Raw genomic sequence first — 26,707 nt, forward strand, 5'->3', positions numbered from 1 at the left:
AAGGATAATCTTTGCATGCGTTTAACCGATGGACAAATTGAACAATACCTTAATGACGGCCACATTGTGCTTGATCCTCGCCCGATTCCGGAAGATATCAGCGGCGTTACCGTTGATATCCACTTAGGCAACGAATTTCGTGTTTTGCAGGACCATGCAGCGCCATTTATTGATATCAGCGGGCCTCGCGAAGAAATTGACCGGGCGATTAATTCAGTCATGAGCGATGCCATTGTGTTAACGCCAGACCAAGCGTTCTTTATTCACCCAGGCGAATTCGCTTTAGCGGTGACCCACGAGTCGGTCACGCTTCCAGCAAATATGGTCGGCTGGTTGGACGGACGCTCGTCGTTGGCGCGCTTAGGTTTAATGGTGCACGTCACCGCACACCGGATTGATCCGGGTTGGTCGGGGCAGGTGGTTCTTGAGTTCTTCAATAGCGGCAAACTGCCGTTGGCATTGCGGCCATTAATGAAAATTGGCGCGTTGAGTTTTGAATTATTAGAGCAGGATTGTTTGCGTCCTTACAGCAAGCGTAAAGACGCAAAATATAAAGATCAACGTGGCGCCGTTGCCTCACGCATTGGCGCCGATAAGAACACTTAATTAACGTAGTGGTGTCGCGTGTGCGGCACCACCAAAGATGGCATTCAACAAGAGTACATTTAAACCATCCAAGTAAGCGCGATAGGTAGGCTCTTGCGTGAAGCTAATGACCATACCTTTTTGACGCGGTTGCCACATCAAATACGGCTTGTACTGTAATTGCTTCTGGTTTTCAGCCCACAGATAGCCGCTCGCCAAAACATCTTCTGAATAGCTGACAATATTGCGGCCATTTTCGATGCTCAGTGGACGATAGATTTGGTTACCGACAGTGACGCTCACCAGATTAGGTTTCACCCCAGCACTTAACCAATGCTCTTGGTCAACATCAAGGTTTGTCAGCACGCCAGAAGTCCAATATGGATCAGCTGAGTCAGGCGTAATGTAGTGCATGAGTTGGGCTTTTGATTCAAACACCATGCCGTCGACTCGTTTCTCGTTACCGTGACCTTGCGGATCTTTAGTAATGACTTTCTCCAGAGCACTACTCAATAGCTCTGAATCGACCGCCCATTGAGTTGCATTACCAAGCGTAATGAGAACGCCGCCACGCTCAACCCATTCGGTTAGGTTCGCTTTGCCGCTGTCACCAAGGCTATTGGCGAGATTACCGTACACTGCTGGCATGATTAACACTTGATAATGCGACAAATCAGCGCGTGCCATATTTTGTGCGCGCATTGCGGTAACCGGATAGCCGAACTGTTGTTCAATAACAAAACGAGTGTGCCCAGCGTTTAGGCTTGACACCGGTTCATCCCATAGCATGAGAATGTTCGGTGCGTGAATTCGCTGTGTATTATTCGAACCGAAGTTTGGTCCTTCTGTAACCCAGCTACTGTCGACACCATAGATTGTGGCGCCAGTCGCTTCAGCCAAATGCTCAACGGCAGCGTGGATGTCTGGATTTTCCGCTGTTGTGACAATCAAGCTTCCGGCAGGGTAAGTTGTTCCATTTTTGTGTTTAAACGCCATATCAGCGCGTTTAACGGTATAACCTGCTTGAACGGCAGTGGTTAGGAAGCGTCCCGCATTCATATCACCCCAAGGCACAATAAATGCGACCTTCGCGTCTTTGTTGACGACCTTGCCTGGTTTGATCAAATCACGTGATGCAACTTGGCTGTCAGCACTTGGTACACGGTTACATGTTTGATAGTCAATGTTAAACATCAAAGGCAACGACCAAGCAGTCACGTCATAAATTTCATCCGGCAAGTTATTCGCTCGACGACGTTCTTGTTCAGCTAAGAAGTCATCATCCATGGCGATATTTTTATCGAGCATAGTGCGAACCATGTAATGCGCTGGCTGTGCTGAGTCGACCCAGAAGCTACCTGCTGGGTAATCGACGCCACAAACCTTGAAGCTTTCTTGCGCTTGATGAACCTCAACGCCGTGGCGGGTTAACAACCCAGCTAGCTTTTGCGCTGCAGCGGCATCATCTTTACCTGAGAATAAATAGGTGCGTTGCTTACTATCTTTACCCAGTGCGATACCTTGTTTGCGATAGTTCCAGAAGTTCGACAAGAGTTGTTCACGTTGCTGAGAAACACTTTCGATCGTCGACATCGAAGCAACAAAATGGCGTTGCACGCCATCACCATAAGTCAAAATCTCGCCATCTTTCGTTCTGAACACATGACCACGTGCTGAAGCCATCTCATAGGTCATTGAAATCGAACCGTGGTAAAGTGGCCAACTGGCGCCATAGCCCGGATAAAACGCATCGAAAATTTCACGCGTGAAATAATCGTAACCACGCTCATCAAACCAACGACCGTTGTTCTCACCTATCGCCCATAAGGTTTCGCGTTGTTTCGGGGTAATAAGCGGGTTATAAGGGTCGGCTTCAGGCGTGAAGTAATAGCTGGTGTCACCGCCCATCTCATGTAAATCGACGAATACTAGCGGCATATTTTCTAATAAAGCATCAACTTGACCGCTGATTTCTGGTTGCGTCAGCGCTAACCAGTCGCGGTTGAGGTCAAATAGGTAATGATTCGAACGACCGCTTGGCCAAGGCTCGTTGTGCTCAGCTGAGTTTCTATCGGCGCTGTGTTGGATACCGGTTGTCATGTAATAACGTGAAACGAAGCGAGCACGACCATCTGGGTTCTGCATTGGATCGATAAATACGATGGTGTTATCCAGATAGCTTTTGGTTTTTGCATCAGTGGCTGCCAACAAATGATAAGCGGTCAGCATGGCGGCTTCAGGTGAAGAAATTTCGTTGCCATGCACACCGTATGATAACCAAACACTTGCTGGTAAAGACTTAATAAGTTGTTGTGCTTCAGTGTTACTGGTTTTATCAGCGGCGCTCAACTTTTGAATACCTTGTTGGTATTGCTCAAAGTTTTGCATATTTTGGGCATTTGAAAGCGCAACAAAGAATAAGTCACGGCCTTCCCATGTTTTGCCATAGTTAATGAGCTTAACTTGCGTTGGATATTTCTCAGCTATTGCCTCAAAGTAGCTCTGAATCGCATCAGGACTGCTAATACGCGAACCGGCTGGGTAGCCAAGAAGTTCGTCCAGAGTGGGGACGGCCGGATCGTAATTGACATCCAGACCTAATTCCTGCGCATTAACGGTAGTCGTTAACTGCAGCGCTGCGGCAACGCAAGATACCGCTAAAAGTTTCTTAAAACGCATGGTATTTCCTCAACAAAAGTGAGTGACAGCGGCATTTAGTGCCGCTAACAATGAACTTGGTTCATGGCGCTGCGGTGCTTCTGGAGCGGAATGTACATGGTCAAAAACCGGCACTTGAAGTTGTTCATCTGGGCGATTCGAAATCACGGCATCAACCAGATTAAAACCAAGTTGCTCGGTCATCCACTGTAACCGCTCACTTAATGATAATTCACCCGCAGGGCTATGTTCTGCTGCCAGATTATCAATAAAAACAACAGGTGCTTTGCTTTCTGCGATAGTTTGCGCAAATTCATCTACCAGCAACGGCGGCATCACCGAAGTAAGAAAACTACCCGGGCCTAAGATAATTAAATCGCTCCGACGAATATGAGCAAGCGCTTCGGGAGTCGGTTTAACTGGGTGTGATAAGCCAAGTTTTTCGGGCATATGGAGCAGACCGTCGACATGCAGTTCACCAAAGCACTCCAATCCGTCGTAAGTTGATGCAACTAAATCGACTGGCATTTCTGACATGGGTAATAAGCGCGTATTGATATTTAGCAGTCGGCTTAACAGCTGTATACCGTCAAGCGGACGCGCACTAATCTGATCCAGCGTGTATAAAATCAAATTACCGAGGTTATGGCCTTTTAACTCATGATCGGAGCTAAACCGGTAATTGAGTACATCGGCAGCCAGCGGGTGTTGGGCAAGCTGCGATAAGCAATTGCGGATATCGCCCCAGGCAATGCACTCATGGTGCCGGCGCAGTAAACCGCTCGCGCCACCATCATCAGTGGTGGCGACAATGCCAATCAGACGTCGTTCTAAAAAAGATAAAGTGGAGAGCACGCGCCCAAGGCCATGACCTCCACCTATCGCGGTAACACATTGCAATTGCGCAATAGCATGCGGGGTAGGGGAAACCGGTGTTAATTGGGCGTGCTGCTGGCTCATGTTAGCTTCATGTTGTTGTCGTAATCTGCGCTACTTTAAGCGCTATTTCGCTGACAATCAACGTTTCAAATAAGCTAAATCGCCACAAATACGGGTGGTGTTAACCTCATTTCAGCAACGTAAAAGCAGGGTAAATCAGGTGTGATAAACAATCAGCTTTGCTATAACTACTGCAACGTTTATAACACAAGAGGTGTTTTATGTTAATGAATCGCACGTTAACAACATTAGCAGCAGTTATTGCGGCGTCTACTGTACTCTCTGCATGTGGTTCAGATTCGAACGACTCGAACACCGCCATGTTTAGCTTAGGCGTCAGCGACGCACCAGTGGATGCTGCCGACGAGGTTTGGGCTTGTTTTCATAGCGTTGAGTTGGTAGGCAACACCGAAGGTAATCAGACTTTTACCATTGGTGAAGACACCAACACAATCGAGGCGAACGATGCTTGTTTAGATGCTGACGGTAACGTGATTCCAAATACACGTGGTATCAATTTACTCGAGTTCACCGGCTCAGAATCAGAAGATTTGTTATCGGGAGTTGAAGTTCCTGCCGGTGTTTATGGTCAATTGCGTCTAGAAATGGCTGAAGGCTCGTATGTTCTTGTAGGTGAGGAACGTATTCCATTGTCAGTGCCGTCAAATGAATTGAAGTTTGATAGCTTCACGCTTGATGCAGGTAGCAATGTTGCGTACACCATCGAATTCGATTTGCGTCAAGCGTTGGTCAACCCTGTGGGTCAAGCTGGTTACTTCTTGAAGCCACGCGGTGTGCGTCTCGTTGATAATATGGAAGTGGGTCACATTGAGGGCACCTTAGCGGAAGCGTTATTGATTGAGAATCAATGCACCGTAGCGCCAACCGATACCAGCGAGCCTGTTGCCGTTGTGTATCTATACCCAGGTGCTGATGTGACGCTTGACAGCATGGCTGATTTCGGTGGTACCGAAGAAGCGGAAGCTTACGCTGCCACGCCAGTACAATTTGATGGCGCTACAGCATATAACTTCGAATTGGGGTATGTTGCAGTTGGCAATTACACTGCTGCATGGACTTGTAATACTACTGATGATCCAGAAGTTGATGATGAGCTTGTCTTCATCAGTGCGCAAAACGTTTCGGTAGAAGCGGGTGAAGCGGTCACCACAGTAACGATTGAGTAATTGAGATTGTGCTTTTATTTTAATCTCTCCCGTTGAGCCTCCTTTATTGGGGGCTTTTTTTTGCCTTTTTTTCTGATGCTATTCAAGCGATACTAGAACCCAATTGCTGACCGAATGTAAGGTTTACTATGAAGAAAGCTTTAATGTTAGGTGCGTTATTGATTCCAATGACGCTGCCAATGGCGAGTGCAGCTGCGCAGACAGTCGAGCTGTGTATTGATGAGCATCCGCATCGCTTACAACTGGAAATTGCGGATACTTTCGAAAGCCGTGCGCGCGGTTTAATGGCCCGCGAAAATCTAGCAGAACATGCGGGTATGTGGTTTAAATATACCTCAGAGCGTCCCGCTAATGCCGGATTTTGGATGTACAATACGTTAATTCCATTAGATATCGCTTATTTAGACAGCGACATGAAAATTGTCTCTATTATTACGATGGAGCCATGCCTAAGCATTGATCCGAACCGCTGTCCGGCTTATCGCCCCGGGGTGCCGTATTATGGAGCGATTGAATTAAACAAAGGTTATTTTGAACGCTTTAACATTGGTTTAGGGCGCAAATTCAAACAGTGTCAATAAGGAGAATAACAACATGAAACACCTTTCGGTACTTGCTGCCGCTGGGCTTGTGCTTGCTGCATGTAGTCCAGCAGAGCAGGTCAGTACACCCGAACAACCTCACGCGAGTGTAGACCCTTATAGTTTTAACGAAAACTACAGTAGCTATTTGCAAACTCTCAGCTCTGATGAATTTGAAGGTCGCGCACCAGCATCTGAAGGCGAGAAGAAAACTGTTGCGTTTGTTGAAGGGAAATTTCGCGAGTGGGGATTAAAACCTTATGACTCAGAAAATAATACCTATCAACAACAGGTGCCATTAGTGCGGATGTTGCCAACACAAGTATCGCCAATGAGTTTTAGTGCTGATGACTTGGAAGCCTTTGAATATCGTACCGAGATGATGGCATGGAGTCCGCGCGTTCAAGAGAACATTGAACTAACTGACAGCGAAATGGTGTTTGTCGGTTATGGCATTGTTGCTCCTGAGTTTGGTTGGAACGATTACGAAGGGTTAGATGTTGAAGGCAAAACTGTTGTCATGCTCGTTAACGACCCTGGCTATGACACCCTCGACCCGGAAGTATTTAATGGTAAAGCGATGACCTATTACGGTCGTTGGACCTATAAATTTGAAGAAGCAGCACGCCAAGGCGCTGCGGGTGCAATTGTGATCCATGAAACTGGTCCGGCAGGATATGGCTGGGGTGTGGTCGCGGGCGGCTCACCAATGCGTTTTGATTTGGCACGCGAGAATAAAAACATGGATCGTGTTGCGATTGAGGGATGGATGACGCAGGAAAGCGCTGATACGTTGTTCGCCCGTTTAGGTAGTAGCTACGAAGAAATGCGCAAAGCAGCGCAACAAGCTGATTTCAAACCGGTATCACTTGATACCAGCATGTCAATTAGCGTAGTGACTAAGTTTGATTACTTAAACTCACCAAACTTAATTGGCTATATTGAAGGTAAATCGAAGCCAGAAGAACACGTGATTTATATGGCGCATTGGGATCATATGGGTGTTGACCCAATTAATCCGGATGATGGTATTTATAATGGCGCGCAAGATAATGCTAGCGGTACCGCTGGAGTTATGGCGTTAGCCGAGTTTTTTGCCAGCCAACCGCAACCAGAGCGCTCAGTCGTATTTGTTTTGGTTACCGCTGAAGAGCGTGGTTTGCTGGGTTCAGATTGGTATGCCGATAACCCTATGTTGCCATTGAGTAAAGCAGTTGGTGGTATTAATACCGACGTGCTGAATGTCTATGGCCCGATGCGTGACATGGTGGTTGTTGGTCATGGTAACTCCGAAATGGAAGAGTACTTAGCCAAGTATGTTGAACAACAAGATCGTTATATTGCGCCAGAGCCAACACCTGAAGCGGGTTCATTTTATCGTTCAGATCACTTCAACCTAGCCAAACGTGGTGTACCGATGTTGTATGCAAAAGGTGGCAATGATCACATTGAATTTGGCGAAGAATACGGTAAGCAAAAACGTGCTGAGTATGTGCAAGTTGCTTATCACAAACCTGCTGATGAATTTGATCCAGAATGGGATCTGCGCGGTGTTCAGCAAGACCTCTGGTTATATTACTGGGTTGGACAAGAGCTCGCGAATAGTGGCGATTGGCCGAATTGGTATGCTGGTAATGAATTCCGTGGCATCCGCGATGCGAGTGCAAGCGAACGTCAGTAATTTTGTTTGAATATAAACGGTAATGAGGCAACAACTGCTCTCATTACCGTTTTTTAATGGTGAATTGTGATTTCTATTGCAGAGCTATTTGGTTTATTCGCACTGATTGCAAATTTTATCGCTTACCGACAGGGTACGGCGAACCGTTACCGTATAGTCAGCGCCTGTGCACTTGGGGCTCTATCGTTACATTTTTTTATGCTCGGTGCTATTGCGGGCTGCGTGGTCACGGCAATTGCTGTTGTACGTAATGTTATTGCATTGCGTTGGCGCGGACCCATTGTGCTATGGGGCTTTGTACTTGTTAATTTCATATTTTTAGCCTGGGAACTAACGACAGATGCACCATTAGTGCCACTTATAATGGCGTACACGTCGTCACTCATATTCACTGTGGGCTCGATCGTTCTCAACGATCCACACCGTATCCGTCAGTGGTTTTTACTGGCTGAAGTGTTAGGTTTGGCCTATGCAATTATGGTCGGTAGTGTGTCGGGAACCGTGTTTAATATCGTCAATTTAACGAGCATTATTCTCAAATTGTTACAAGATTATCGGCGTTCACGCTTGTCTGAACCAAATTGATCCCAATATAGTCTTAAAGAAAGTAATTCATTTTGAGAAAAGTGACGAGAGCATGCTGATATATATCCGCCAATGGCAAAATAAAATTAAACCGCAACCAGGCGCAAATCCGTTTGTGGTGATTCTAAGCTGGTTGTTGTTCGGCTTACTTTTAGTTGTTGGTCTTAGCCTTGGCTTACTGATGTTGCTGTTCGGCTGGATTTTATTGTTACCATTAATGTGGCGTAAACGCCGCGAAATGAAACAGATGTGGCAATTCACCAAAGCAACCCGGCAGGCGCAGCAGCAAGCGCGGCGTCAGTATCAACAACAGCGCGAACAACAAAACCGGCAGGATGACTCGGTTATCGAAGGTGAATATCAAGTTAAAGATAGCGACGAACGGCGCTAACGATTTGTCTGCTGATGAGGCTGCTGGCGCTTGCGTCGCCAGCGGCGATAAGCCAACTTACACCCACCCACACAGCCATCAAATAAAATGACCGCAAGTAGGGCGCCAATAACGCCGGAAAACACTGCTTGGCGCGTCAGCGGTACGTTAAAGCTATAAGTACGCCAAGTATTATCGACCATTTCACGGTTCGCTTCGGTCGCTACAAACCAAATCTGCTGTAAATAACCGCGCTGCAATTGTTGCTGTTCATGACGATATAAATCCACGCGCCGAATTAGTTCACGAATTGGCACTGCTTCGTCTTTGAAGACTGGATTATCACTTTGCTCATGCATTTGAATTAACGCATTCATATCGCCATTTAAGTACTTATCAGCGATGCGTTGATACTCTTTGTAATACACCATTGCTTCAGTCAGCTGAGAATCCAGCCGCTGCTGATATTGCGTAATAAAATTAGGTACCTGCACACCGATGAGTACAGCGATAAGTGCGATAGCTAAAACCAAGTAACGATGCAGCATAAAAAAAGGTTGAGTGATGAAACACCACTCAACCTTAGCACGTTCTTATTTATGGCTGCTAGTCTCCGCTAGTCCTCATAAGGAGGCTTTGGCGGGAAAGCACGTCGTACAATATAGAACAACAATGGTACGAAGAAGATCGCTAAAATGGTGCCACCTAACATACCACCAATGACACCGGTACCGATTGCTTGACGGCTAACGGCGCCGGCGCCCGTTGATAACGCTAACGGTAGCACACCAAAGGTGAATGCCAATGAAGTCATCAAAATAGGGCGCAAACGTAAACGTACAGCCTCTAAAGTTGCTTGCAATAACTCTTTACCTTGGGCTTGTAAATCTTTCGCAAATTCCACAATAAGAATCGCGTTACGTGCAGAAACACCGACGGTGGTTAACAAACCTACTTGGAAATATACGTCATTTTCAAGCCCACGCATCGTTGCCGCAATAACTGCACCAAGAATACCCAACGGCACAACGAGCATGACAGAGAATGGTATTGACCAACTCTCATATAGTGCAGCTAAGCATAAGAATACAATCAACAGTGATAGCGCATACAACAATGGTGCCTGATCACCTGACGTGCGTTCTTCCAATGAAATGCCGGTCCATTCAAAGCCAATGCCAGGAGGCAATTGGGCAATGAGTTCTTCCATTTTGAGCATGGCATCTCCAGACGAATAGCCTGGTGCCGCTTCGCCTTGGATGTTCATTGCTGGTACGCCATTATAGCGTTCGAGACGCTGTGGTCCGAAGTCCCAATGGGTTGTTGAGAATGATGAAAATGACACCATCTCACCACTGGCATTGCGAACATACCATTTGCCGATATCGGCAGGGGTCATGCGTGCTTCAGGAACACCTTGGAGGTATACCTTTTTCACCCGACCACGGTCGACAAAGTCGTTCACATAGGTAGTACCAAACGCGTTAGATAAGGTTGAGTTGATATCGCTAATACTTAGCCCAAGTGCTTTGGCTTTTTCATAATCGACATCAATGCGTAGCTGTGCCGTATCTTCTAAACCATTCGGACGCACACCAGTCAACATCGGTTCTTGTGCCGCCATTCCCAGTAGCTGATTACGGGCTTCTAACAGACCTTCATGACCCAGTCCGCCACGGTCTTGAATATACAAGTTAAAGCCACTTGCGGTACCAAGTTCAGGAATCGATGGTAGGTTGAAAGCAAACACCATGGCTTCACGTATTTGCATGAAGTAGCCAAATGCTTGTCCAATAATGGCGTCAATTTGCAGTTCTGGCGACGTCCGTTCACTCCAGTCGGTTAAGCGCACGAAGGCCAAGCCTGAGTTTTGGCCCTGGCCGCTGAAGCTAAAGCCGACAACTGAGAATACCGAACGAACACCTTGCGCTTGATCGAGGTAATAATCTTCGATTTTTGCCATGGTCTGACGCGATTGTTCTTGCGTTGCGCCAGATGGCAATTGCATCTGCGTTAAAAATACACCGCGGTCTTCGTTTGGAATAAATGAGCTTGGCATCCGCGTAAATAGGAATCCAAGCACCACAATCAGGCCGAGATAAATCAATACAAAACGTGTGCTTCGTTTGATGATTGATTGGACCGAACTGGTGTACTTTTTGGTTGCTCGATCGAGCGAACGGTTGAACCAGCCGAGAATACCTTTTGCTTCATGATCATGGTTCAGAGGTTTTAGAATTGTCGCACACAACGAAGGTGTGAAAATAATCGCGACCAAAACTGATAATGACATGGCAGAAATAATGGTAATCGAGAACTGTCGATAAACCGCACCAGTCGAACCACCGAAAAATGCCATGGGCACGAATACCGCAGCCATTACCAAACCGATAGCGACGAGTGCACCGGTAATCTGCTGCATGGATTTTATCGTGGCTTGGCGTGGGGTCAGCTTCTCTTCACTCATTAAGCGCTCAACGTTCTCGACCACAACAATCGCGTCATCCACTAATAGACCGATGGCGAGAACTAAACCAAACATGGTTAGCGTGTTAATCGAGAATCCCAACGCCGACATAATGCCGAAGGTACCGAGTAAAACTACCGGGATAGCCAGCGATGGAATAATGGTTGCGCGCAGGTTCTGCAAAAAGATAAACATCAGAATGAACACTAACACGACCGCTTCAAAGAGAATTTTTACAACTTCTTTGATTGAGATCTCGACAAACGGTGTGGTGTCATATGGAATGACCAGCTCAACGCCTTGCGGGAAGAATTGCTCAAGTTCAGCTAATCTCGCTTTCACAGCCTCTGCGGTTTCTAATGCGTTCGCTCCGGTTGCAAGGTTTACCGCAAGACCACTCGCAGGCTGACGGTTATAGCGAGCAATAACGCCATAATCCTGGCCACCCAGTTCAACTTCCGCGACATCGCCCACAGTCACTTTCGAGCCGTCGCCATTAACACGCAGTAGCACCTGTTCAAATTGCTCAACGGTTTCTAGCCGCGTTTGCGCAATAATAGAGGCCGTGAGACGTTGATTTTCAACTGCCGGCGTACCACCGATTTGTCCCGCTGCAACTTGGTTATTTTGTTCCCGAAGTGCCATCACCACATCTAAGGTGGTCATGTTATAGCGCACCAATTTATTCGGATCCAACCAAATACGCATGGCGTAAGGCGCACCAAACAAGCGTACGTTACCGACACCCGGTGTACGACTAATCGGATCTTGCATATTACTGGCGATATAATCGCCGAGATCGATTTGGGTAATTTCCGGATTGCTCGAGATAAGCGCAGCAACCAGCAAGAACGAGTTATTTGATTTGGCAACAACTAAGCCTTGGTTTTGAACCTCTTGCGGCAATAACGGTAGCGCAAGTTGCAACTTATTTTGCACCTGCACCTGCGCGATATCCGCATCGGTACCAGCTTCAAAGGTTAACGTGATACTCGCGTTACCGGCAGAATCACTGGTTGATGAAAAGTATTTGAGGTTATCAATACCGTTCATGTTCTGTTCAATAACCTGCGTGACGCTCTCTTCCAAGGTTGCCGCAGTAGCACCCGGATAGCTTGCGTTAATCTGCACCGAAGGTGGCGCAATTTCAGGATACTGTTCTACTGGAAGCTGCGTTACCGCAAGGCCACCAGCGAGCATGATCACAATAGCGATAACCCATGCAAAAATAGGGCGATCTATAAAAAATTTTGCCATGATTTACTTCACTTCTTCAGTTTGTACAGGCATACCAGGCTGAATCTTCTGAAGCCCTTCAACAATAATCTTGTCGCCAGGTTGCAGGCCATCTGTGACGACCCAATCGGTTCCAACAGTACGATCGACTTGCAAATAACGTTGTTCAACATTGCCCTCTGAATTCACAACATAGGCAATGGCGCGACCGCGCGGGTCTCTTGAAACACCGGTTTGTGGCGCTAAGATTGCGTTTTTCAGGTTGCCAGCAGCAACTTCAGCGCGCACATACATACCTGGTAAAATAGCGTGGTCCGGATTATCGAGACGAGCGCGAAGCGTGATAGCACTGGTTTGCGGGTCAACGGTAACTTCGTTGAATAGCAACTCGCCTTGTGTGCTGAAGTTATCATTTTCGCCTACACGGACTACCACTTTGGCGCGATTATTTGCATCCGTCTCAATACGGCCATCAGCAATCGCTTGCTGTAAAGTAAGGTAGTCACTGGTGCTTTGTGCGATATCGACATAAATTGGGTCAAGCTGAGTAATTGTCGTTAGCGCTTGTGCTTGGCCAACACTCAACAATGCACCTTCGGTAAGCTGTGAGCGGCCAATGCGACCCGCAATTGGAGCTTTTACCTTGGTATATTCTAGGTTGAGTTCGGCACGAGCTAAGTTCGCCTGAGCAACTTTTAATTGTGCTTCTGCTTGCAGGTACGCTGCTTCAGCTTCATCAAAATCTTGTTGGCTTATCGCTTTATCTTTTAACAAGTCACGGCTGCGCTCAAAGCGCGACTTGGTTGATTTTACTGCGGCGGTAGCGCGCGCAATTTCAGCCTTTGCGCTAGCTAGCTCTGCCTCGTACATCGCGGCATCAATTTGATACAACTGTTGGCCAGCTTCAACCATTGAGCCTTCTTCAAATAGGCGCTTTTCTAAAATACCGCTGACCTGCGGACGCACTTCGGCAACGCGAAAGGCACTTGCACGGCCAGGTAGGGTAGTGGTTAAATCAACGTCGCGCGCGCTAACAGTGACGATTCCAACGGTCATTTGTTGCTGTTGACCTGCGTTTGCAGCGCCTTGCTCGGCGTCACCACAACTAGCTAGCAAAATAGAACTTGCTAACACAGATACGAACAACGGCTTACGAAAACGTTGTTGCATGTAAATACCTCGTATTCGGTTAATGATTTTTGACGACCATAATTATACATACATTCATGTATGTTTGTAAGTGACTGGTCTCAATATTTTCGATACGTTCAATCTGAAAATACGGTGCAAATAATAGGTGAAGTTTATGACAAATCGCTTTAAACGCCAGCTTTTGCTTGGGGTTGGGGTTCTTTTATTGGAATGTGTGATGATTTTGCTCTATCGCCAGTTAGCAACTAGCTCAACAATTAAAAATCGTAACGATTTGTATCAACAGCTGTTAGAGCGCTCAGGTAAGTTGAATCGTGATTTACCCAAACTACTGGATCGTCAGACACGTTTCGAACGCGCGGAGGTGGTTAATTACGGGATGCGTTTTATTTATAGCCTTGTTGATGTGGATAAATACCAACACAATATTGAGGATATCCGCCAGCAGCTACAGCCGGCAATGTTGCGTCAATATTGTGCGAGTGAATCACTTAAATTCTATCGCGAACAGGCTGATTTTTTGGTTATCCGCTATTTAGATCGCGATGAAACGTTGCTGTTTGAGCTACGTTTCACCGCTGACCAGTGCACCAGTTAGGCAAGGGGAGCATTGTAACCGTCGAGTACGATTTTGCCGACAGTACTGTGCGATTCGAGTTGCTTGTGCGCGCGGATTAAATTTGCGGCAGTTAAATCACCAAAGTGCTCAGTTTTTGTGGTTTGCAGTTTACCTGCATCCGTTAATTCAGCCACTTCACGTAATATTTGACCTTGCCGATGCATATCAGTGGTTTCGAATAACGAGCGGGTAAACATGAATTCCCAATGCAATGCGAGACTTTTTTGTTTCATGAGTTTGATATCTAACGGCTGCTCAGGATCATCAATCAGGGCAAAGTGACCTTGTGGCGCCAACAGCTCAACTAACGCGGCAAAATGCTGATCGGTATGCGTCAAGCTGGCGACATGAGTCACCTGTTGAATCCCATGTTGCTGAAGCTGAGGCGCTAGTGGTTGACTGTGATCGATGACGATGTCGGCACCCATCTTTTTCGCCCATTGCTGGGATTCAGTTCGGGATGCGGTGGCGATTGTTGTTAGGTTTTGGTTCAGTTTAGCTAATTGTAATAATGCAGAGCCAACGCCACCAGCGGCGCCAGTAATCAATAACGTAGCTGAGTCCGTGGCGTTATTTTCTTCAGTTAAACCGAGACGCTCGAAGAGTAATTCCCAAGCAGTTAAAAAAGTAAGGGGCATTGCGGCAGCATCGGCAAATGATAAGGTTCTTGGTTTTTTGCTGGCAATGCGCGCATCAACCACCTGATATTGAGCGTTGCAGCCATGTCGATTGACTGCGCCGGCATACCAAACCTCATCGCCTTCTTTAAAATCAAAGACATTTTCCCCAACGCTGAGTACAGCGCCGCTGGCATCCCAGCCCAAAATACCGATTTCGTCGGCTGCCGGCTCACGGCGCGAGCGAATTTTGGTATCAACTGGGTTCACGCCAATACCGTAAACAGCGACCAAAATATCATTTGGCCCGAGCACAGGATCGGGCACAGTCGTGTCAATTAACGCATTTTCTGTATCAATCGACCCAGAGTGTCGATAACCAACTGCTTTCATGGTTGCGTCCTCTTTTATGGATAACGTATAAAGGTATAGTACGCCATTCTTAACAGACCAACTAGAGGAAGTCGCGATGAAACTTAAACCGTCGGCGCTATTGTCGTCTGTCGCAGCTGGTGTTTTCGCCATGAGCGCGCATGCCGATGTCGAATATACCGACCAGCCACAATTGCATGCCATTCAACAAGCAGTTTCGGCTGATCGTATTGAACACGATATTGAAAAGCTGGTGAGCTTTGGTACGCGTCATACGTTATCAGAAACTGAATCGGATACCCGCGGCATAGGTGCTGCACGCCGCTGGATTAAGGCTGAATTTGATAAAATCTCTGCCGAATGTGGTGGTTGCCTTGAAGTTTATTACCAGTCGCGAGTGATCTCGGGTGAGCCGCGTATTCCTGATCCTGTTGAGGTGGTCAGCGTGATTGCGGTACAGAAGGGGACTGTCGACCCATCACGTTACGTGATTATGTCGGGGGATATCGATTCACGTGTGAGTGATGTTATGGATTACACTTCCGATGCCCCGGGTGCCAACGATAACGCCTCAGGGGTTGCAGGGACTATCGAAGCCGCGCGCGTATTAAGTAAATATAAATTTGCCGGAAGTATTGTTTATGCCGCATTAGCCGGCGAAGAGCAGGGGCTTTTTGGCGGTAAGATCATGGCTGAGCAAGCAAAACAAGATGGTTGGCGTATTAAAGCTGTCTTGAATAATGACATGATCGGTAATATTGAAGGTATAAACGGTGTCATCGATAATACGACCGCACGAATTTTTGCTGAAGGAACGCGCCAAGACGAAACGCCAGAGGATATTCGTCGGCGTCGTTTCATGGGTGGTGAAGTCGATTCACCAAGCCGAAATGTCGCACGCTACATTGACTGGATGGCGGATCGTTATATCCCAAACTTAGATACCATGGTGATTTATCGCTTAGACCGTTTTGCGCGTGGCGGACATCATCGACCGTTTAACGATCTTGGATTTCCTGGCGTACGCATTATGGAAACCAACGAAAACTATAATCGTCAACATCAAGATTTGCGCGTTGAGAATGGCATTGCATACGGCGACACCATCGATGGGGTAGACTTTGATTATGCAGCTAAATTAACCGCATTAAATGCCGTATCTCTGGCTAGTATGGCGTGGGCACCAAGCCCTCCGGCACAAGTGAAAATTGCCGGAGCAGTGAGTCCAAGTACAACATTGAGTTGGGCGGCGCCAACAGCTGCCGAGAAAGACCATGTGAAAGGTTATCGCATTTATTGGCGTCATACTGATGCACCAAATTGGGAATTCAGCCGCTATGTTGGTAACGTCACTGAATACACACTCGAAAATGTGGTGATTGATAATTACTTTTTCGGTGTTGCTAGTGTGAGCGACGATGACTTTGAAAGCCCTGTGGTATATCCAGGTGCTGCTGGTGCGTTTGGCGAATAGTTGAATGCAGTCAACTCACAATAAACGCGCTGACCGTTGGTTAGCCCGTTTTGCTGACTCAAAAGCGATATTGCCGCTTATTTTCCTCGCTTCGTTGTTGGAAAGTCTAATTGTTCCCATCCCATTGGAACTTATCCTTATTCCGCTATTAATTCATCAACGCGATCGTATTTGGGCTATTGCTACGGCAACGTTGTTAGGCTGTTTAGTCGGCGCTAGCATTGGCTACAGCGTTGGCTATTGGTTTTTAGACGATCTAGGCGATTGGTTACTCACCACCTTGGGTTATCAGGATGCCTTCGAAGCGTTTACCGCGCGCTTTAGTGAACATGGTTTTGCTACGTTATTGTTAGTGGGGATTACCCCAGTACCGTTTCAAGTTGGTATGTTAGCGGCAGGGAGTAGCGAGTATCCATTTAGCCTCTTCATGCTGGCTTCGTTAATTGCTCGGGGTATTCGTTATTACGGACTCGCACTGCTGGTTTATTGGTTTGGGGAGCGAGTGTTGAATTGGTGGCAACAGCAAAGTAGACAAGCAGGGTGGTGGCTTCTAGGCCTAGGCCTCGTAGCCTATGTGAGTTACCTGCTTGTCTAAAGTCGTGGTTTAGTCGCGGGGCAATTCTGCACAAACTTTTTGCAACGCAGCTAAACCATGTAAATCGGTTGGAAACAACGGCAAATAAACGCGCGATAAATCAGCAAAGATATTTTCAATTTCTTCGCGATAGAGTGATTCTTGCTGACGCCGCTGTGCAAAAAAGTCACTATCAATAAGATCAGGCAGGTTACGGTTGATGACTAAACCAGCAATCGGCAGATGCTCAGATTTAAGCGCCGCAACGGCACGCGTTGTTTCTAAAATCGGTAATTTTTCTGGCGTTAATACAAATACTAATCCAGTTTGTTGTGGGTCGGTCAACACATGCCGAATACGATGAAATAAGCGCTGGCGCCGCAGCAACGTTTCGGTAATCTCGGCCGTACGATCATCCATCGTTGCTGTTTCATGTTGTGTTGGATCAGCCATTGGATTGGTAATGTCTTTACCGGCTTTGGGAGAGAGATGTTCAAGCACACCTTCAAGCTGTTTTGCTTTCTGACTTTGTTTTAATAGGCCTTGTGTCCATGCCGCCATCGCCTCAGGAAGGCTCAATAAACGTAACGTATGACCCGTTGGTGCCGTGTCAAAAATAATGACATCGTAATGGGCAGGTTCTTCATCAATAATGCGGGCAATTCGCTCTAACAAAGCAGCTTCTTGTGCACCCGGCGACTGTTGTGTTAAACGCATTTGGCGTTCTATTTCTGGGAACATATCGGGTTTGCTGAACCGTTTCATCGTACGCATGACTCGCTCAATATGCGCATCAACTTCACGATCCGGATCAATCTCTAACGCATCAACACCAACTGCAACTTTGGTTTTACTGTCACCAATCGGCCGGTCAAAAGCATCAGCTAAGCTATGGGCGGGGTCGGTAGAAATAAGTAAAACACGACGCCCTAATTCCGCTTGTTGTAGGGCGATAGCCGATGACACGGTGGTTTTTCCAACGCCACCTTTACCTCCAACAAAAATGATTTTTTTCGTATTCAGCGAGAACATCAGGTCACCATAAAATTAGCGGAATAAAACGAGGTAGGGGGCTTAACAACACCGAAAACCGTGTAACGGCGAATGCTCCATTCCCATGCGTAAATGCCATTCGTGGAAGCGCTCTAATAATAACGGCTGTAATTCCAGTGTGTAATAAGAAGCGGGATTCGGAACGCCCATGAGTTCGGAGAATACTAAAAGCATGAATAAGTCGTCTTCATCCCGCTTGGCACGAGCAATTGCAGAACGGTAGGGCGCGTTATACACGTTGGTCGCGTATTCGTTTGCCTGCTTTAACCATTCCACAATCGCACGTATTTTCATAGTAATACCTTAATTAGCTGATTGACGTGCTTCGCGGCGGAGGCGCGTTAATGTTCCAGCAGCTTCTAGAGCAATCCAGATAGCCGCTACTAACACAACTAAGTCTAAGCCGAACAGGAACCAATCTGATTTCTGATAAAAGCCCATCAGCTGAATTAACAGGGCATAGATTGTCATGACTAACAAGAACAACAATGGGATTAAGGTGACGTACATTGGACGTCCCAACTTAACCAACATGGTGGTAATCACAAGCAACGTTAAGCCTGCTAACAATTGGTTGGTGGTTCCAAATAATGGCCAAATTAATAGGCCACCTGAACCATCAGCACCGCCTGCACCAAAGGCGAGAAGTAGGCACGAAATCACAGCAAGCAAGGTTGCTGGTGCCGCCTTTTCCATCCACTTAATATTGTAGATATTGCCCCATTCTTGGAAGATATAACGTTGAAGACGTAAGCCGGTGTCCATGGTGGTACCAGCAAATAAAACAGCCATTACAGTCAGCAATGTTTGTGATAGCTCCACATCGAGCCCAATACCGTTGTTTAAGATATTCGCGCCGCCTTGTACGAAGGCAGATACACCACCTTGTCCGAAGCTATGATATACCGCTTGCCAATCAGCAAGTGTTGCAAAGCCCGCAGTAGCGGCAATGATGGTGGCCAAAGACAATGAACCTTCACCAATCGCGCCGAAGTAACCAACAAATCGTGCATCGGTTTCTTTATCGAGCTGTTTTGAGGTGGTACCTGAAGCAACCAAACCGTGGAAGCCTGAAATCGCACCACAGGCAATCGTTACAAATAGTAACGGCACCAAACTTGGGGTTCCTTCTGGCGTGTTGGTGTTGAACGCTGGTGCCACAAGTTCGGGGCCGCTAATTAACACCGCACCGTACACCAAAATTAAACCAATAAATAATTGCAGACCATTAATATAGTCACGCGGTTGCAGCAACATCCATACTGGTAATAGTGAGGCAATGGCAGCGTATAGGAAGAGCACGATAATCCACTGCGCATTATCAGAAACGCCAAAAACCGTCTCAGGCAACGCAATAGGCAATGACGGACCCGCATAAATTAATGCGTACAGTGCGATAACACCAAGAATCGATACCGTACCAAGATTCATCCATTTACGGAAAATTACTTGGCCAATAATAAGTGCGACAAAAATTGCCCCCCAAACCGGTACGACTGAACTTGGGAAGTTAATCAGCAGGCCTGAGATAGCTGTCGCAAATACTGCATTGACCATTAGTAAAACCAAGAAGATAACGATCATGAACAAGCTTTGTGAACGCTTGCCGACAACATCTCCCGTCAAGGCACCAATTGAGCGAGCTTTATTACGGTTCGAGGCCCAAATTGCACCGGCATCATGCACACCCGCGAAAAAGATGGTACCGAAAACCACCCACAAAAATGCTGGAACCCAACCCCAAATGACCGCAATGGCTGGTCCAATAATAGGAGCAGCACCAGCTACTGAAGTGAAGTGATGTCCCCACAACACATATTTGTTGGTCGGAACAAAGTCGACACCATCTTCAAATTCATGAGCTGGTGTTCGGAAATTCGGATCAAGTTTGAATATTTTTTCGGCTACGAATTTTGAATAAAACACATAGCCCAAAAACATCGCACCTAAACCGAGTAGCATTAGCAGAATTGCATTCATGACGTTACCCTTTTTAGTTTATTATTGGTACAACAATAACTGCGTTATGTTACTTCATGCACACTAACAACTGACATACGACCAAAGTCTAGCTTGTTACGTGTAACCTGCAATTAAGGATTATTCATGTTCAGTTGGTTTGAACGTCGTCTTAAACCATTTCCGGATGGTAACCCAGAGCAGCCACCGAAAACGTTGGTTGCCTTTTGTTTGTATTACAGTCGAGGTGCGTGGCCGTTTATCTTCACCGCTGGCGCCTTGATGATGTTGATTGCACTGACCGAAGTTTGGTTATTCAGTTTCATTGGTAATATTGTGGACTGGCTGGCTGAACAAAACCGCGAAACGTTTGTGCAAGAACAGTTTTGGGGGCTAACAGGTATGGCCGCGGTCGTGCTCATCGGCTTGCCGTTATTGGTGATATTTCATTCTTTGATTACGTATCAAAGTCTGTTGGGCAACTACCCAATGCGGATTCGTTGGTTAGTGCATAAATATCTACTCAACCAGTCTGTCACCTTTTATCAAGATGAATTTGCCGGTCGAATTGCAACTAAAGTAATGCAAACAGCTTTAGCAGTGCGAGAATGTGTGATCAAGCTCTTCGATGTGCTGAATTACGTCACGGTATATTTCATCGGTACTGTAGTGATTATTGGTGCTGCTGATTGGCGCTTAGCATTGCCGCTTATCGTTTGGTTAGCGCTATATGTTGTTTTGTTGCGATATTTTGTGCCGCGTCTTGGGAAAGTGGCCGCTGCGCAAGCCGACGCGCGTTCAATCATGACTGGTCGAATTGTCGATAGTTATACCAATATTCAAACGGTCAAACTGTTTTCTCATGCGCAACGTGAACTCGCCTTTGCAAAAGAGGGTATGACTGATTTCCTCGGAACTGTGCACCGGCAAATGCGCTTAGTGACGAAGCTGTATACGTGTTTGTATCTTCTAAATTCGCTATTGTTATTTAGTGTCGGATTTTTGGCAATTTACTTATGGGTCGAGAGTCTGATTACAGTTGGTGCCATTGCAGTTGCGCTCAGTTTGGTACTTCGCCTGTGGGGTATGAGCCAGTGGATCATGTGGGAGATTTCGTCACTCTTTGAAAATATCGGAACCGTGCAAGACGGTATTAAGACCGTCTCAGTTCCACAAGATATTCAAGATAAGCCGCAAGCGAAGCCGCTTGTTGTTAAGCAGGGCAATATTCATTTTGAACATCTCAATTTCTTTTATAGCGAAGATAAACCCGTATTACGCGATCTTGAACTTGCGATTAAAGCAGGCGAAAAAATTGGCTTAGTCGGTCGTTCCGGTGCTGGTAAATCAACCCTAGTGAATCTGTTGCTGCGCTTTTATGAAGTGAAAGAAGGGCGGATTACCATTGATGGTCAGGATATATCTATGGTGACGCAAGAAAGCCTACGCCAACATATTGGCATGGTCACCCAAGACACGTCGCTATTACATCGTTCGGTCCGCGGCAATATTGCGTACGGTCGCCCAGATGCAACGCAAGAGATGATTGATCAAGCTGCGCATCGCGCCGAAGCCGATGCCTTTATTGCCGATTTAGAGGACTCGCAAGGCCGACGTGGCTATGAAGCGCATGTTGGTGAGCGCGGTGTGAAGCTTTCAGGAGGGCAACGGCAACGCATTGCGATAGCGCGAGTCATGTTAAAAGATGCGCCAATTCTGATACTTGATGAGGCCACCTCAGCATTGGATTCAGAAGTGGAAGCGGCAATTCAGGAAAACTTATATCGACTCATGGAAGGTAAAACGGTTATTGCCATAGCTCATCGATTATCCACGATTGCCGCGATGGACCGGTTAGTGGTGATGGATGAAGGCCGAATTGTGGAGCAAGGTAGCCACGAGGAGTTGTTAGCGCGTGGCGGTTTATATGCGCAGCTATGGGCGCGTCAATCTGGCGGCTTTTTGCCAGATTAATCACTTAAAATATTTTTTAGAAAAAAGGAATAAAAGGATTACCTCGTTCGTTTTATAAGTAAGCGACCATTTTACTAGGAACTTATATGTCTGATCGGTTGGCGTTATTACGCCCGTTTTTAGCTGATGCGATGGCTCACGCTATGGCAATTCAGCAGTGCGAGCAACGCGCCGCCGATAGTGTTCAGCAGGTATTAGCCAAGGCAATGTCTCTCTCCGACATGCCGCACGAAAGCCAGCATCTTAAAGCTTGGTTTTTGCGTTCGGTACACAACGCGGCGATTGACGTGATTCGGCATGAGCGCAAAGAGCAACCAATTGATAGTGAAACCGAAGAACAATCAGCTCCTGTTTCGATTGAGCCTGATTGTCAACTCGAGACCTGGCAAACTCAACAATGGGTTCGTACGGGCTTGCAAAAGTTATCAACTGAGCAACGAGAAATTCTGGTGTTACGCGATATTAATGGGTGTAGCTATGCCGACATTGCAGTCATTACTGGCCTTGAACCAGGCACAGTGATGTCACGAATACATCGCGCACGATTGGCTTTGAAACATCGACTAGAGACGTTGCAACGAGGTAAAAAATGAGTAGTTTAACGTGTGAACAAGCAGCGGCGCTGATTTCCGGCTTTATGGACAATGAATTAACGCAACAACAGCAGCAGCAACTTCATCTTCATTTGGCAACCTGCACAACATGCCGAGCAGAACTGGCGACGTTACAAGATTTACGTGAACAGCTGCGCCAAGCGGTCCCGAAATCATATGACTCACAACTTATGACTGCCTTTGCCGCTGATAAGCCCAGTCGGTGGGCATTTACAGCAGGCTGGACATTAATTTTAATAACGATAGTGCCGCTTTTAATCTACGCACTGTTTAGCTTTTGGACGGATAATTCGGTACCAATGTTAGTAAAAGTCGTTAGCAGTGGTTTAGGTGTAGGTTTTTTATTGTTGCTGGGTGCTGTAGCTCGCCAACGTTGGGTTGCCGCGAAAAACGATCGCTATAAAAAGGTACAATTATGAAAACGATTTTAGTAGTAAACAGTGACCGCATTGCTGGGTACGATATTACCGAGCATCTTGGTTTGGTGCGCGGAAATACCATTCGGGCACGACATTTAGGGCGCGATATTCTTGCTGCTTTTCGTAACATTGTTGGTGGTGAAATACACGATTACACAAAGTTACTTGCTGAGAGCCGTGAGCAAGCGTTAGACCGATTGGTCGACGAAGCCCGTTCGCTTGACGCTGATGCTGTCATTGATGTGCGTTTTAGTACCTCTATGCTTGCGCATGGTGCGGCCGAACTACTGGCATATGGCACTGCCGTAAAGTTATTGCGAGTAAAATCATAGCACTAGGTGCATGGTTCAATATTTACACTGAATTTACCCTAAATTTACGGTGCAAATAAGAAGATTTGCTTAGACTCATTGCTGTACTAGAGGCAGAGATTACCAATCTCTTCGTTAACTGCAATTTAGGTAGATATAGCCATGCGCAAACTATTGTTGCTTTTCATATTCGGCGGCGTTGCGTTTCAATATTTTAACCGCGATCAACAGATTGATGTGACACCCAACGTCAACTTGAACGATTGGGCAGTTAAGTTAACGCAGTTATCCTCAAACTCGAAAAAAGATTCAGAAAAGTTAGTTTGCCCTAATGACCACTATGTGAGTGTTAATTACGACTTATCTGAAGCGACTTGTCGTCAACGTACTCAATTATAAATCTTCGTTCGAAATACCCGAATCAAGCGTTGTAAATCGACCGCTTCTCAGGTTAAATGAAGGCTAATAAAAATAATAATTACAATGCAGTTTAGCTAAGTAGATAGCGGTTCAATGCTTAAAATATTCTCTCGTTTTCGATCAGTGTGGATGGCCGAGCTCGTTCGTCGCCATGAATTACAAAATGGCTTTCAACGCGCCGATGCCATCGAACAACAAGCTCGCCAGTTACCGACTATGGAACAGCGCGTGTTTAAACGTGCCGAACTTTTGGCGGCGCGGCTTGGCTTAGTCCACCAACTTCGTTTGTGGGACCATTTTCGCCGTCTTATCGCCATTCTTCTGAGTGTATTCGCAATAATTGGTGCTGTTGCAGTAGTTCGCGGTACGTTAAGCGTCTCACAACCTATTTCGCTCAGTTACGCCTTGATGATGCTACTGGGTTTACACATTATTCTTTTCGTCTTATGGTGTTTTTCGCTGATTATTAAAGATAGCTTTGGTTGGGTTGGTCGCGTGTCGTTATGGGGTCTCGAGCACATTGGCCAGCGCCAATACAATCAGCAGTTTAATAACACCTTGCTTACCATCGCGAACCAATACGGCCTGACAAAACCTGCTGGCGCCGCGCTAACCCACGGTTATTGGACGTTGTTCATGTTGGCGGTATGGTTTGTCTTATTCTTTCATCTGAGCACCAGTGCTTATGCTTTCACATGGGCAACCACCATTTGGCCAGCCGCGACCTTGCAGACTTGGGTTAGTGTTATCGGATTTTTACCGAGTTTATTCGGCGTTGATGCACCCTCGGTTGCCGCATTGTGGGATCAGCCGAGCGAGAGTGCACAACTTGAAGCGGGACGTTGGTTATTAAGCTGCGTCATTATTTATGGTGTCGCATGGCGGTTATTGTTTTTAATCGGTGCAATTGGAGTTTTGATTGCCCGTATTCGTAAAATGACCATCGATTTGACGCTACCTGGTTATGCCCCGATTATTCGCAAACTAACGGTGTCAGCCGCTACCGAACTCGTTGATGCCGATAGTGATGTGTCGGGTATCGATTCATCACAATGGCGAACGCCTAAACCGGGGCATGGCGAATTGGTGCTGAGCCTGGATCATGAAGCGGATACTGCGTGGGCTGCACAACATCAACGTGAAGATTGGTATGCAGGGGTAATTGCGAGTAGTGACGAAAAACACCGTTTACTGGCACGTCTTGATGCCGAGCCAGTTGCAAAAATTACCGTGCGTTTAAATGCACAACTCACACCGGATAGAGCAGCCATGCGTTTTCTCGCGCTACTCCAACAATATTGTTTAAACGTTGAAGCACTATTGATTATTTCTGAAAAAAGCGATGAAAAGAGAATTGTGCATTGGCAAGAGTGTTTAGACGAGGAGGGCGTAATATGGAAACAGTAAACGCTCTTATGTTAGCGGTGGTTGGGCATACCAACACCGGTAAAACCTCGTTAATGCGCACATTATTACATGATAGCCAATTCGGTGAAGTTGACTCACGGCCAAGCACAACACGCGAAGTCACGAGTATTGATGTTGATGCCGATGGTCAAGTTTTACTGCGTTTATTTGATACGCCAGGATTAGAAGCCGGCTCCGATTTATACGAACATTTAATCCACAGTGAATCCAGCTTTCGACATGACGGACCAGCACAGGTTCGTCATTTTCTAAGCACCATGGCTGCAGCGCATCAGTTTGAGCAAGAGTCGAAGGTTTTACGTCAATTACTCAAATGTCATGCCGCACTTTACGTGATTGACGTACGTGACCCTGTCTTGCCAAAGTATCAAGATGAATTAAGCGTGCTGGCGCGCTGTGGCAAACCAATATTACCCATCTTAAATTTTACTGCGCAAAAGCCCAACAATGTAAATGAATGGAAGCTAGCGTTAACGAAAGTGAACCTGCATGCGCATATTGAGTTTGACGCCGTGAGTCCACCAGAAGGTGGAGAAGCAATATTGTTTAACCGCCTGAGTGCGATTGTTCCGGGCTTCCAAAGTCAACTTGAACAATTGGCTGAATATCGAACCCAGCAACGCGCGCATCGGTTAAACACCGGCCTAACCCAAATTGCTGAATTACTGGTTGACGTTGCGGCATTTCACGAACAAATCAAAGCAAATATTAATGAAGCCCAGTTGAAACCTATTGTTGAACAATTGCAAAACTTGGTTAAGCGCCGGGAACGTAACTGTATCACTGAAATGCTTGCGTTATACGCGTTTCGGTTAGAGCACGTTCGATTGCAACAACTCCGACAAACTGACGGCACGTGGAAAGATGATTTATTCGAACTAGACACGCTGAAAGAGTTCGGTATCAAAGCCAGTGTTGGCGTAGGCAGTGGTGCAGCGATTGGCGCCGGTGTTGATTTAATGGTTGGTGGTATGAGTTTGGGCGCTGGTACTGCGCTTGGTGCTGCTGTCGGTGGTATTTGGCAGGGCTGGAATCACTACGGTAAAAAGTTACTGGGACACTTTAAAGGTGAACGCGAATTAATTGTCGATGATGAAATTTTAAAGTTATTGACCTTGCGCCAATTAAATTTATTACAACAGCTGGCAACACGCGGTCACGGTTCACAAGATTTATTGTTAGTGACGCAATCTTCAAAATTACGCGAGCAATTCTTACGTGCGTTGTCAGGACGATTAAAATTAGCACGTCGTCACCCACAGTGGTCGAGCTTAAATCAGCGTAGCTTTGTTCGCGACGCCCAACGTCAAGAATGTGTGCGCGATGTTACCGAACTGTGTCGTGGTTTCTGGAGTCAGGCAAATTAGTCACAATGGGGTAGGATAATACCCACTCCTTTTTGCACAAAATTCAAACGAAACTAGCTATACTG

General features: G+C 46.5%; 25 protein-coding genes. 16 read left to right on the top strand and 9 right to left on the bottom strand.

Features of this window, described 5'->3' with window-relative positions; genetic code table 11:
• Positions 1-15 precede the first annotated feature (15 nt).
• Positions 16-606, top strand: coding sequence for a dCTP deaminase (gene dcd / locus BM292_RS02215; protein ID WP_092854839.1), 591 nt, complete (start codon positions 16-18; stop codon positions 604-606).
• Here dcd and BM292_RS02220 read toward each other — a convergent pair whose 3' ends face one another.
• Both BM292_RS02220 and BM292_RS02225 read right to left on the bottom strand, forming a co-directional pair.
• The gene (locus BM292_RS02220; protein WP_092854841.1) at positions 607-3,264 is read right to left on the bottom strand and encodes a M14 family metallopeptidase; all 2,658 of its coding nucleotides are present in this window, start codon (positions 3,262-3,264) and stop codon (positions 607-609) included.
• 9 nt (positions 3,265-3,273) lie between these two features.
• Positions 3,274-4,203 carry a gluconeogenesis factor YvcK family protein gene (locus tag BM292_RS02225; protein ID WP_092854843.1) on the bottom strand — a complete coding sequence of 310 codons (930 nt, stop codon included), beginning with the start codon at positions 4,201-4,203 and terminating at the stop codon, positions 3,274-3,276.
• Between the two features lie 200 nt (positions 4,204-4,403).
• Between BM292_RS02225 and BM292_RS02230 the strand changes: the two genes are divergently transcribed.
• The 5 genes from BM292_RS02230 to BM292_RS02250 all read left to right on the top strand — a co-directional run bounded on the left by BM292_RS02230 (position 4,404) and on the right by BM292_RS02250 (position 8,607).
• Positions 4,404-5,369 (top strand): DUF4382 domain-containing protein, encoded by a 966-nt coding sequence (locus tag BM292_RS02230; RefSeq protein ID WP_245751795.1) that lies wholly within the window; start codon positions 4,404-4,406, stop codon positions 5,367-5,369.
• Positions 5,370-5,497: 128 nt separating this feature from the next.
• The gene (locus BM292_RS02235; RefSeq protein WP_092854845.1) at positions 5,498-5,950 is read left to right on the top strand and encodes a DUF192 domain-containing protein; all 453 of its coding nucleotides are present in this window, start codon (positions 5,498-5,500) and stop codon (positions 5,948-5,950) included.
• Positions 5,951-5,963: 13 nt separating this feature from the next.
• Positions 5,964-7,631: a M28 family metallopeptidase gene (locus BM292_RS02240; protein WP_092854847.1), complete on the top strand. Its 1,668-nt coding sequence runs from the start codon at positions 5,964-5,966 to the stop codon at positions 7,629-7,631.
• Positions 7,632-7,697: 66 nt separating this feature from the next.
• Positions 7,698-8,216, top strand: a complete 519-nt coding sequence (locus BM292_RS02245; protein WP_092854849.1) for a YgjV family protein — start codon at positions 7,698-7,700, stop codon at positions 8,214-8,216.
• Between the two features lie 52 nt (positions 8,217-8,268).
• Positions 8,269-8,607: a hypothetical protein gene (locus BM292_RS02250; RefSeq protein WP_092854851.1), complete on the top strand. Its 339-nt coding sequence runs from the start codon at positions 8,269-8,271 to the stop codon at positions 8,605-8,607.
• Here BM292_RS02250 and BM292_RS02255 read toward each other — a convergent pair.
• The 3 genes from BM292_RS02255 to BM292_RS02265 form a co-directional block, all read right to left on the bottom strand.
• Complete coding sequence (locus BM292_RS02255; protein ID WP_092854853.1) at positions 8,604-9,134, bottom strand: DUF2937 family protein; 531 nt, start codon at positions 9,132-9,134, stop codon at positions 8,604-8,606. The genes BM292_RS02250 and BM292_RS02255 overlap by 4 nt on opposite strands.
• 68 nt (positions 9,135-9,202) lie before the next feature.
• Positions 9,203-12,310: an efflux RND transporter permease subunit gene (locus BM292_RS02260; protein ID WP_092854855.1), complete on the bottom strand. Its 3,108-nt coding sequence runs from the start codon at positions 12,308-12,310 to the stop codon at positions 9,203-9,205.
• Between the two features lie 3 nt (positions 12,311-12,313).
• Positions 12,314-13,459: an efflux RND transporter periplasmic adaptor subunit gene (locus BM292_RS02265; protein ID WP_092854857.1), complete on the bottom strand. Its 1,146-nt coding sequence runs from the start codon at positions 13,457-13,459 to the stop codon at positions 12,314-12,316.
• A gap of 136 nt (positions 13,460-13,595) precedes the next feature.
• On the opposite strand from BM292_RS02265, the gene BM292_RS02270 reads away from it, so the two are divergent.
• Positions 13,596-14,039: a hypothetical protein gene (locus BM292_RS02270; protein WP_092854859.1), complete on the top strand. Its 444-nt coding sequence runs from the start codon at positions 13,596-13,598 to the stop codon at positions 14,037-14,039.
• On the opposite strand, the gene BM292_RS02275 is transcribed toward BM292_RS02270, so the two are convergent.
• Positions 14,036-15,070, bottom strand: a complete 1,035-nt coding sequence (locus tag BM292_RS02275) for a zinc-binding alcohol dehydrogenase family protein (protein WP_092854862.1) — start codon at positions 15,068-15,070, stop codon at positions 14,036-14,038. The two genes, BM292_RS02270 and BM292_RS02275, sit on opposite strands and share 4 nt — an antisense overlap.
• A 130-nt stretch (positions 15,071-15,200) precedes the next feature.
• On the opposite strand from BM292_RS02275, the gene BM292_RS02280 reads away from it, so the two are divergent.
• Positions 15,201-16,523 (top strand): M28 family metallopeptidase, encoded by a 1,323-nt coding sequence (locus tag BM292_RS02280; protein ID WP_233340232.1) that lies wholly within the window; start codon positions 15,201-15,203, stop codon positions 16,521-16,523.
• A 4-nt stretch (positions 16,524-16,527) separates the two neighbouring features.
• Entirely contained in the window at positions 16,528-17,118 is a 591-nt protein-coding gene (locus tag BM292_RS02285; RefSeq protein ID WP_092854867.1) for a YqaA family protein, read from the top strand.
• Positions 17,119-17,127: 9 nt separating this feature from the next.
• Here BM292_RS02285 and BM292_RS02290 read toward each other — a convergent pair whose 3' ends face one another.
• The 3 genes from BM292_RS02290 to BM292_RS02300 are packed head-to-tail and all read right to left on the bottom strand — an operon-like array spanning position 17,128 to position 20,130.
• Positions 17,128-18,129 (bottom strand): ArsA family ATPase, encoded by a 1,002-nt coding sequence (locus tag BM292_RS02290; RefSeq protein WP_092854869.1) that lies wholly within the window; start codon positions 18,127-18,129, stop codon positions 17,128-17,130.
• 42 nt (positions 18,130-18,171) lie between these two features.
• Positions 18,172-18,444 carry a cory-CC-star protein gene (locus tag BM292_RS02295; protein ID WP_092854871.1) on the bottom strand — a complete coding sequence of 91 codons (273 nt, stop codon included), beginning with the start codon at positions 18,442-18,444 and terminating at the stop codon, positions 18,172-18,174.
• A gap of 9 nt (positions 18,445-18,453) precedes the next feature.
• The gene (locus BM292_RS02300) at positions 18,454-20,130 is read right to left on the bottom strand and encodes a carbon starvation CstA family protein (RefSeq protein WP_092854873.1); all 1,677 of its coding nucleotides are present in this window, start codon (positions 20,128-20,130) and stop codon (positions 18,454-18,456) included.
• Positions 20,131-20,256: 126 nt separating this feature from the next.
• On the opposite strand from BM292_RS02300, the gene BM292_RS02305 reads away from it, so the two are divergent.
• The 7 genes from BM292_RS02305 (at position 20,257) to BM292_RS02335 (ending at position 26,642) form a co-directional block, all read left to right on the top strand.
• The gene (locus BM292_RS02305; protein WP_092854875.1) at positions 20,257-22,083 is read left to right on the top strand and encodes an ABC transporter ATP-binding protein; all 1,827 of its coding nucleotides are present in this window, start codon (positions 20,257-20,259) and stop codon (positions 22,081-22,083) included.
• An 86-nt stretch (positions 22,084-22,169) separates the two neighbouring features.
• Entirely contained in the window at positions 22,170-22,676 is a 507-nt protein-coding gene (locus BM292_RS02310) for an RNA polymerase sigma factor (protein ID WP_092854877.1), read from the top strand.
• Positions 22,673-23,116, top strand: coding sequence for an anti-sigma factor family protein (locus BM292_RS02315; protein ID WP_092854879.1), 444 nt, complete (start codon positions 22,673-22,675; stop codon positions 23,114-23,116). Before BM292_RS02310 ends, BM292_RS02315 begins: the two co-directional genes overlap by 4 nt.
• On the top strand, positions 23,113-23,448 hold the full coding sequence (locus BM292_RS02320; protein WP_092854881.1) for a YbjQ family protein: 336 nt from the start codon (positions 23,113-23,115) through the stop codon (positions 23,446-23,448). Before BM292_RS02315 ends, BM292_RS02320 begins: the two co-directional genes overlap by 4 nt.
• Positions 23,449-23,589: 141 nt before the next feature.
• A complete protein-coding gene (locus tag BM292_RS02325; protein ID WP_092854883.1) occupies positions 23,590-23,826 on the top strand; it encodes a hypothetical protein in 237 nt (78 codons plus the stop codon).
• Between the two features lie 150 nt (positions 23,827-23,976).
• Entirely contained in the window at positions 23,977-25,254 is a 1,278-nt protein-coding gene (locus tag BM292_RS02330) for a DUF2868 domain-containing protein (RefSeq protein WP_177203774.1), read from the top strand.
• Positions 25,242-26,642 carry a GTPase/DUF3482 domain-containing protein gene (locus BM292_RS02335; RefSeq protein ID WP_092854887.1) on the top strand — a complete coding sequence of 467 codons (1,401 nt, stop codon included), beginning with the start codon at positions 25,242-25,244 and terminating at the stop codon, positions 26,640-26,642. The genes BM292_RS02330 and BM292_RS02335 overlap by 13 nt, the downstream gene beginning before the upstream one ends.
• Positions 26,643-26,707: the final 65 nt, after the last annotated feature.

This window comes from Pseudidiomarina tainanensis, from assembly GCF_900115255.1.
In the GTDB taxonomy this organism is placed as follows: Bacteria; Pseudomonadota; Gammaproteobacteria; order Enterobacterales; family Alteromonadaceae; genus Pseudidiomarina; species Pseudidiomarina tainanensis.

Bases quoted from the DNA above. Each gene is read 5' to 3' on its own strand.
- BM292_RS02320 (WP_092854881.1), top strand. From the start codon at position 23,113: ATGAAAACGATTTTAGTAGTAAACAGTGACCGCATTGCTGGGTACGAT.
- BM292_RS02300 (WP_092854873.1), bottom strand. From the start codon at position 20,130: ATGAATGCAATTCTGCTAATGCTACTCGGTTTAGGTGCGATGTTTTTG.
- BM292_RS02235 (WP_092854845.1), top strand. From the start codon at position 5,498: ATGAAGAAAGCTTTAATGTTAGGTGCGTTATTGATTCCAATGACGCTG.
- BM292_RS02225 (WP_092854843.1), bottom strand. From the start codon at position 4,203: ATGAGCCAGCAGCACGCCCAATTAACACCGGTTTCCCCTACCCCGCAT.
- BM292_RS02285 (WP_092854867.1), top strand. From the start codon at position 16,528: ATGCAGTCAACTCACAATAAACGCGCTGACCGTTGGTTAGCCCGTTTT.
- BM292_RS02250 (WP_092854851.1), top strand. From the start codon at position 8,269: ATGCTGATATATATCCGCCAATGGCAAAATAAAATTAAACCGCAACCA.
- BM292_RS02305 (WP_092854875.1), top strand. From the start codon at position 20,257: ATGTTCAGTTGGTTTGAACGTCGTCTTAAACCATTTCCGGATGGTAAC.
- BM292_RS02335 (WP_092854887.1), top strand. From the start codon at position 25,242: ATGGAAACAGTAAACGCTCTTATGTTAGCGGTGGTTGGGCATACCAAC.
- BM292_RS02260 (WP_092854855.1), bottom strand. From the start codon at position 12,310: ATGGCAAAATTTTTTATAGATCGCCCTATTTTTGCATGGGTTATCGCT.
- BM292_RS02230 (WP_245751795.1), top strand. From the start codon at position 4,404: ATGTTAATGAATCGCACGTTAACAACATTAGCAGCAGTTATTGCGGCG.
- dcd (WP_092854839.1), top strand. From the start codon at position 16: ATGCGTTTAACCGATGGACAAATTGAACAATACCTTAATGACGGCCAC.
- BM292_RS02270 (WP_092854859.1), top strand. From the start codon at position 13,596: ATGACAAATCGCTTTAAACGCCAGCTTTTGCTTGGGGTTGGGGTTCTT.
- BM292_RS02315 (WP_092854879.1), top strand. From the start codon at position 22,673: ATGAGTAGTTTAACGTGTGAACAAGCAGCGGCGCTGATTTCCGGCTTT.
- BM292_RS02240 (WP_092854847.1), top strand. From the start codon at position 5,964: ATGAAACACCTTTCGGTACTTGCTGCCGCTGGGCTTGTGCTTGCTGCA.
- BM292_RS02280 (WP_233340232.1), top strand. From the start codon at position 15,201: ATGAGCGCGCATGCCGATGTCGAATATACCGACCAGCCACAATTGCAT.
- BM292_RS02290 (WP_092854869.1), bottom strand. From the start codon at position 18,129: ATGTTCTCGCTGAATACGAAAAAAATCATTTTTGTTGGAGGTAAAGGT.
- BM292_RS02275 (WP_092854862.1), bottom strand. From the start codon at position 15,070: ATGAAAGCAGTTGGTTATCGACACTCTGGGTCGATTGATACAGAAAAT.
- BM292_RS02310 (WP_092854877.1), top strand. From the start codon at position 22,170: ATGTCTGATCGGTTGGCGTTATTACGCCCGTTTTTAGCTGATGCGATG.
- BM292_RS02325 (WP_092854883.1), top strand. From the start codon at position 23,590: ATGCGCAAACTATTGTTGCTTTTCATATTCGGCGGCGTTGCGTTTCAA.
- BM292_RS02255 (WP_092854853.1), bottom strand. From the start codon at position 9,134: ATGCTGCATCGTTACTTGGTTTTAGCTATCGCACTTATCGCTGTACTC.
- BM292_RS02295 (WP_092854871.1), bottom strand. From the start codon at position 18,444: ATGAAAATACGTGCGATTGTGGAATGGTTAAAGCAGGCAAACGAATAC.
- BM292_RS02330 (WP_177203774.1), top strand. From the start codon at position 23,977: ATGGCCGAGCTCGTTCGTCGCCATGAATTACAAAATGGCTTTCAACGC.
- BM292_RS02265 (WP_092854857.1), bottom strand. From the start codon at position 13,459: ATGCAACAACGTTTTCGTAAGCCGTTGTTCGTATCTGTGTTAGCAAGT.
- BM292_RS02220 (WP_092854841.1), bottom strand. From the start codon at position 3,264: ATGCGTTTTAAGAAACTTTTAGCGGTATCTTGCGTTGCCGCAGCGCTG.